This is a genomic window from Dietzia sp. DQ11-44 (genome assembly GCF_014145205.1).
Taxonomy (GTDB): domain Bacteria; phylum Actinomycetota; class Actinomycetes; order Mycobacteriales; family Mycobacteriaceae; genus Dietzia; species Dietzia natronolimnaea.
The window spans coordinates 1-4,609 of the sequence record NZ_JAALEC010000128.1 but is presented as its reverse complement, the minus strand read 5'-3'; the positions used below and the strand labels follow the sequence as shown (position 1 = coordinate 4,609).

7 protein-coding genes are annotated in these 4,609 nt (G+C 68.4%); 6 read left to right on the top strand and 1 reads right to left on the bottom strand.

The features are described from left to right. The first annotated feature begins 8 nt into the window (after nt 1–8). The 5 genes from G6018_RS04030 to G6018_RS04010 all read left to right on the top strand — a co-directional run bounded on the left by G6018_RS04030 (nt 9) and on the right by G6018_RS04010 (nt 2,502). Nucleotides 9–842, top strand: a complete 834-nt coding sequence (locus G6018_RS04030) for an SDR family oxidoreductase (RefSeq protein WP_182638816.1) — start codon at nt 9–11, stop codon at nt 840–842. Next, nucleotides 839–1,528, top strand: coding sequence for an RNA methyltransferase (locus G6018_RS04025; protein WP_347237786.1), 690 nt, complete (start codon nt 839–841; stop codon nt 1,526–1,528). The genes G6018_RS04030 and G6018_RS04025 overlap by 4 nt, the downstream gene beginning before the upstream one ends. A 109-nt stretch (nt 1,529–1,637) precedes the next feature. Beyond that, complete coding sequence (locus G6018_RS04020) at nt 1,638–2,117, top strand: DUF2975 domain-containing protein (protein WP_182638810.1); 480 nt, start codon at nt 1,638–1,640, stop codon at nt 2,115–2,117. Continuing rightward, a complete protein-coding gene (locus G6018_RS04015) occupies nt 2,117–2,323 on the top strand; it encodes a helix-turn-helix transcriptional regulator (protein WP_179523505.1) in 207 nt (68 codons plus the stop codon). The genes G6018_RS04020 and G6018_RS04015 overlap by 1 nt, the downstream gene beginning before the upstream one ends. After that, a complete protein-coding gene (locus G6018_RS04010; RefSeq protein ID WP_179523504.1) occupies nt 2,320–2,502 on the top strand; it encodes a hypothetical protein in 183 nt (60 codons plus the stop codon). The genes G6018_RS04015 and G6018_RS04010 overlap by 4 nt, the downstream gene beginning before the upstream one ends. Nucleotides 2,503–2,511: 9 nt before the next feature. On the opposite strand, the gene G6018_RS04005 is transcribed toward G6018_RS04010, so the two are convergent. Beyond that, nucleotides 2,512–3,147, bottom strand: a complete 636-nt coding sequence (locus tag G6018_RS04005; RefSeq protein ID WP_182638812.1) for a DedA family protein — start codon at nt 3,145–3,147, stop codon at nt 2,512–2,514. A gap of 191 nt (nt 3,148–3,338) precedes the next feature. Here G6018_RS04005 and fbaA point away from each other — a divergent pair, with 191 nt between their 5' ends. Further along, the gene (gene fbaA, locus G6018_RS04000; RefSeq protein WP_182638808.1) at nt 3,339–4,382 is read left to right on the top strand and encodes a class II fructose-bisphosphate aldolase; all 1,044 of its coding nucleotides are present in this window, start codon (nt 3,339–3,341) and stop codon (nt 4,380–4,382) included. Nucleotides 4,383–4,609: the final 227 nt, after the last annotated feature.

Genomic DNA, 4,609 nt, shown 5'->3' with positions numbered 1-4,609 from the left:
CGGTCGGCGTGAGCGTCGCCGGCGCGGGCTCGCCGGGCGGAACCGGGATCCGCACGGTCCTGATCACCGGCGCCGGTCGCGGGATCGGCGAGGCCACCGCGCGCAGATTCGCCGACGCCGGCTACCTCGTGGGTGCCTTCGACCTGGAACCGTGCGAGTGGGCGCGGGGGGATGACCGCGTGGTCACCGGCGCATTGGACGTCACGGACCCGGCCGCCTGGGAGTCCGCCCTGGCGGAGTTGACCGACCGCTCCGGCGGTGCGCTCGACGTCCTGGTCAACAATGCCGGGCTGCTGTACGGGATGCCGTTCACGGATGCGAGCTACGAGCGGGACTCCGCGCTGGTGGACGTCAACGTCAAGGGCGTGATGTACGGCTGCCGGGCGGCGTTCGGATACCTGGAGAGGGCCCCGGCCCCGACCGTGGTCAACCTCTGTTCGGCGTCGGCGATCTACGGCCAGGCCGAGATGGCCGTGTACTCGGCCACCAAGTTCGCCGTCCGCGGCCTCACCGAGGCGCTGGACCTCGAATGGGGGCCGAAGGGCATCCGGGTGTGCTCGGTGTGGCCGCTCTACGTGGGTACCGGCATGCTCGAGGGCGTCGACACCGCCGGGATGCGGAACATGGGCGTCCGCCTGACCGAGGCCGACGTGGCCGGCGAGATCCTCGGGCTGGCCGAGCAGACGCGGCGCACCCCGTCCGGGGTGCTGGGTCGGATCCGCGGCGCCCTCGGTCGCGAGGTCCACCGGCCGGTGGGTACGCAGGCCACCGCGATGTACCTGGCGTCCCAGATCGGGCCGGGGCGGGTCATCAGGCTGGTCAATCGACGACTCACCTCGTGAGCGGCCCCGCTGCCGACCGCGAGGTGGCGACGGCGGATCCCGCCGCCGGGCCGACCGAGTGGGGCGATGGGCTCGTGGGCGTCGGACCGTGGGAGCTCGAGCGCCCCGGTGAGCCGCGGCCCACGGGCGACCGCTGGGATCCGGACCTGCTCGACTCGGGCGACCGCCGCAACGTGGTCGACCGCTACCGGTACTGGCGGCGAGAAGCGATCGTCGCCGACCTCGACACCCGGCGGCACCCCTTCCACGTGGCCATCGAGAACTTCGGTCACGACGCCAACATCGGCACCGTGGTCCGGACGGCCAACGCGTTCCTCGCGGCGGAGGTGCACATCGTGGGACGACGTCGCTGGAACCGTCGCGGGGCGATGGTCACCGACCGCTACCAGCACCTGCGCCATCACGAGGACGTGGCCGCGCTGATGGACTGGGCCGAATCTTCAGGGGTGCCGGTCGTCGCCGTCGACAACCTCCCCGGCGCCGAGCCGCTCGAGACCGCCCGGCTCCCGCGCGAGTGTGTGCTGCTGTTCGGTCAGGAAGGTCCCGGGGTCAGCGCCGACGCGCGACGACGGGCGGCGAAGACCGTGTCGATCGCCCAGTTCGGCTCGACCCGGTCCATCAACGCGGGCGTGGCCGCGGGGATCGCGATGCACGCGTGGGTCCGCGAGCACGCTGCGCCGACCTGAGCTGTGCTGACCTGGGCTGGCCGACCTGGGCTGGCCAACCTGGGCTGTGCCACCCGAGGTGCAACATCTATCTATTGATTTTCGATAGTTAATCATCCATAGTCGTGAGATGGAGATCGAAAGACGAGCGGTCCTGCCGCTGCGGGTGTCCCTGGTGGTGCTGTTCGCGGTACTGCTCCTGCTGCAGACCATGTCGTTGCCCGGGCAGTTCGCGCACATGGCTGAGACATCGCCGGGCGACGCACACCTGCGGTGGCCACTGACGGCGGTGTCGATCTACTGGGTGCTGTGCATCCAGGTCGTGGTGGTGGCCACCTGGAAGCTGCTCACGCTGGTCAAGGACGACCGCATCTTCACCGACGCGTCACTGATCTGGGTCGACGTGATCCTCGGGGCGATCGTCGCGGCCTGGGGGATGCTCGTGCTCGTCCTGGTGCTCGTGGGCGTCAACGCGAACGATCCCGGACTGCCGCTGTTGCTCTTCCTCGTCGTCGTCATCATCACCGTCGCGGCGCTGCTCATGGTCGTCATGCGGGCGCTCCTCCGGCAGGCCACCTCGTTGCGATTCGAGATGGACACGGTGGTGTGATGCCGATCGTTGTGCGGATTGACGTAGAGCTCGCCAGGCGCAAGATGAGCGTGGGTGAGTTCGCGGAGCGGGTGGGACTCACGCCGGCGAACGTCGCGGTGCTGAAGAACGGGCGTGCCAAGGCGGTGCGGTTCAGCACGCTCGAGGCCATGTGTCGCGTGCTTGAGTGTCAGCCCGGGGACCTGCTGGAATGGGTGGAGGAATGAGGAGCGCAGCGGGGTTCGCCCTGGTCCTCGTCGGGGTGCTGAGCGTGGTGGGCCTCGGGGGAGTGGCGATCGTCCTCGGCGGGGCGGACGACTCCCCGGGCCTTCAGGGGATCGGTGTGGTCCTGGTGGTCGGGGCGACGGTCGCCGCCCTCCGTTGGCGGGGCGGACGACCACGGTAGAGACCCGGCTCAGGCCGCCGGGGCGGAGGGCCCGTTGCGGATGCGGTCGACGAGCTTCGGCCCGGCGGTGACGGCCATCGGTATGACCGAGATCAGCACGATCCCGATGAGGATCAGGTCGATGTGCTCCTTGATCAGCGCGAATTGCCCCAACCATGCGCCGAGTGCGGTCACCCCCGCGGCCCACAACACCGCACCCACCATGTTGAACAGCACGAACACGCGGTAGCGCATCCCGGCCATGCCCGCCACCAGCGGCGCGTAGGTGCGGACGATCGGCACGAAGCGGCACAAGATGATCGTGGCCGGCCCCCACTTGTCGAAGAACTCGTGGGCCTCGCGGATGTAGACCTGCTTGAAGATCCGCCCGTCCGGCCGCTCCCGCAGGTGGTGGCCCCACCGGTTGCCGATGAAGTAGCCCACCTGGTCGCCGAGGAACGCCGCGATCGGGGCGGCCACCAGCACCACCCACAGTGGTGCGAAGGGGTTGTCCTGCTGGGTGAGCAGCCCCGCGGTGAACAACAGTGAGTCGCCCGGGAGGAACGGGAACAGCAGACCGGACTCGACGAAGACCACGGCGAGGAGAGCCGGGAGTATCGCGTTGCCGAACGGTCCGTCGCCGGACAGCCAGAACTCCGGGTCCATGAATCCGGGACCGAGCGCCAGGACGTGCTGGGCCTGTTCGGCCACCAGGTGCGTGTTCACCTCGGGAATCGTAGACCCGCTCTGCTGGGAAACGGCTGAAACCGTGCCCCCGCTGGTCCTCCGGGGCCCGCCACCTCGCGGTACCTCGTAGGATGGGATGAGTCACAGTGCCGAAATCTGGAGGATCGTCAATGCCTATCGCCACCCCGGAGCAGTACAAGGACATGCTCGACCGGGCTCGCAAGGAGGGCTTCGCCTACCCCGCGATCAACTGCACCTCCTCCGAGACCATCAACGCGGCCATCAAGGGATTCGCCGACGCGGGCTCGGACGGGATCATCCAGTTCTCCACGGGTGGAGCGGAATTCGGGTCCGGCCTGAACGTCAAGGACATGGTGACGGGCGCGGTCGCGCTGGCCGAGTTCGCGCACATCGTGGCCGAGAAGTATGACGTGTTGGTCGCGCTGCACACCGACCACTGCCCCGAGGACAAGCTCGACACCTTCGTGCGCCCGCTCATCCAGATCTCCCAGGAGCGCGTGGACGCCGGGCGTAACCCGCTGTTCCAGTCGCACATGTGGGACGGCTCGGCCACCCCGCTCGACCGCAACCTCGAGATCGCCAAGGAGCTCCTCGAGAAGACGGCCAGCGCCAACCAGATCCTCGAGATCGAGATCGGCGTCGTGGGCGGCGAGGAGGACGGTGTCGAGAACGAGATCAACGAGAAGCTCTACACCTCCCGCGAGGACTTCGAGGCGACCATCGACGCGCTCGGGGCCGGCAACACCGGGCAGCGCTACCTGCTCGCCGCGACGTTCGGCAACGTCCACGGCGTCTACAAGCCGGGCAACGTCGTGCTGCGTCCCGAGGTGCTCAAGATGGGCCAGGAGGTCGCGGTGGAGAAGCTCGGTCTCAACGAGGGTGACCTGCCGTTCGACTTCGTCTTCCACGGCGGCTCGGGCTCGGCCAAGAGCGAGATCGAGGAGGCGCTGAGCTACGGCGTCATCAAGATGAACGTCGACACCGACACGCAGTACGCGTTCACCCGCCCGATCGCCGGTCAGATGTTCGCCAACTACGACGGCGTCCTGAAGATCGACGGCGAGGTCGGCAACAAGAAGGTCTACGACCCGCGCTCGTACCTCAAGAAGGCCGAGCAGGGGATGTCCGAGCGGGTCGTCGAGGCGTGCAACGACCTCAAGTCGGCCGGCAAGTCCAAGGGCGCCTCTGCCTGACCAGCGGCTTCGGCCTGATCACACTCACGGCGACCCGACGGGGTCGGTGCCACCAGCGGCGTCTCTCCTCCAGTGGAGAGGCGCCGCTGTCGTGTGATCACCGGGTGGTCTGGGCGCCATGCCCGGCAATTCTGGATCGAACACTTGTGCTGTTCCGCCCCGGGCGATAAGGTGGATCACACGTTCGAATGGTGGCGAGTCCGATTGGCGCAGGGGGGTGCGGTGGT

Coding starts and splice junctions, on each gene's coding strand:
- G6018_RS04020 (WP_182638810.1), top strand. CDS start 1,638: ATGGAGATCGAAAGACGAGCGGTCCTGCCGCTGCGGGTGTCCCTGGTG.
- G6018_RS04015 (WP_179523505.1), top strand. CDS start 2,117: ATGCCGATCGTTGTGCGGATTGACGTAGAGCTCGCCAGGCGCAAGATG.
- G6018_RS04010 (WP_179523504.1), top strand. CDS start 2,320: ATGAGGAGCGCAGCGGGGTTCGCCCTGGTCCTCGTCGGGGTGCTGAGC.
- G6018_RS04005 (WP_182638812.1), bottom strand. CDS start 3,147: ATGGACCCGGAGTTCTGGCTGTCCGGCGACGGACCGTTCGGCAACGCG.
- fbaA (WP_182638808.1), top strand. CDS start 3,339: ATGCCTATCGCCACCCCGGAGCAGTACAAGGACATGCTCGACCGGGCT.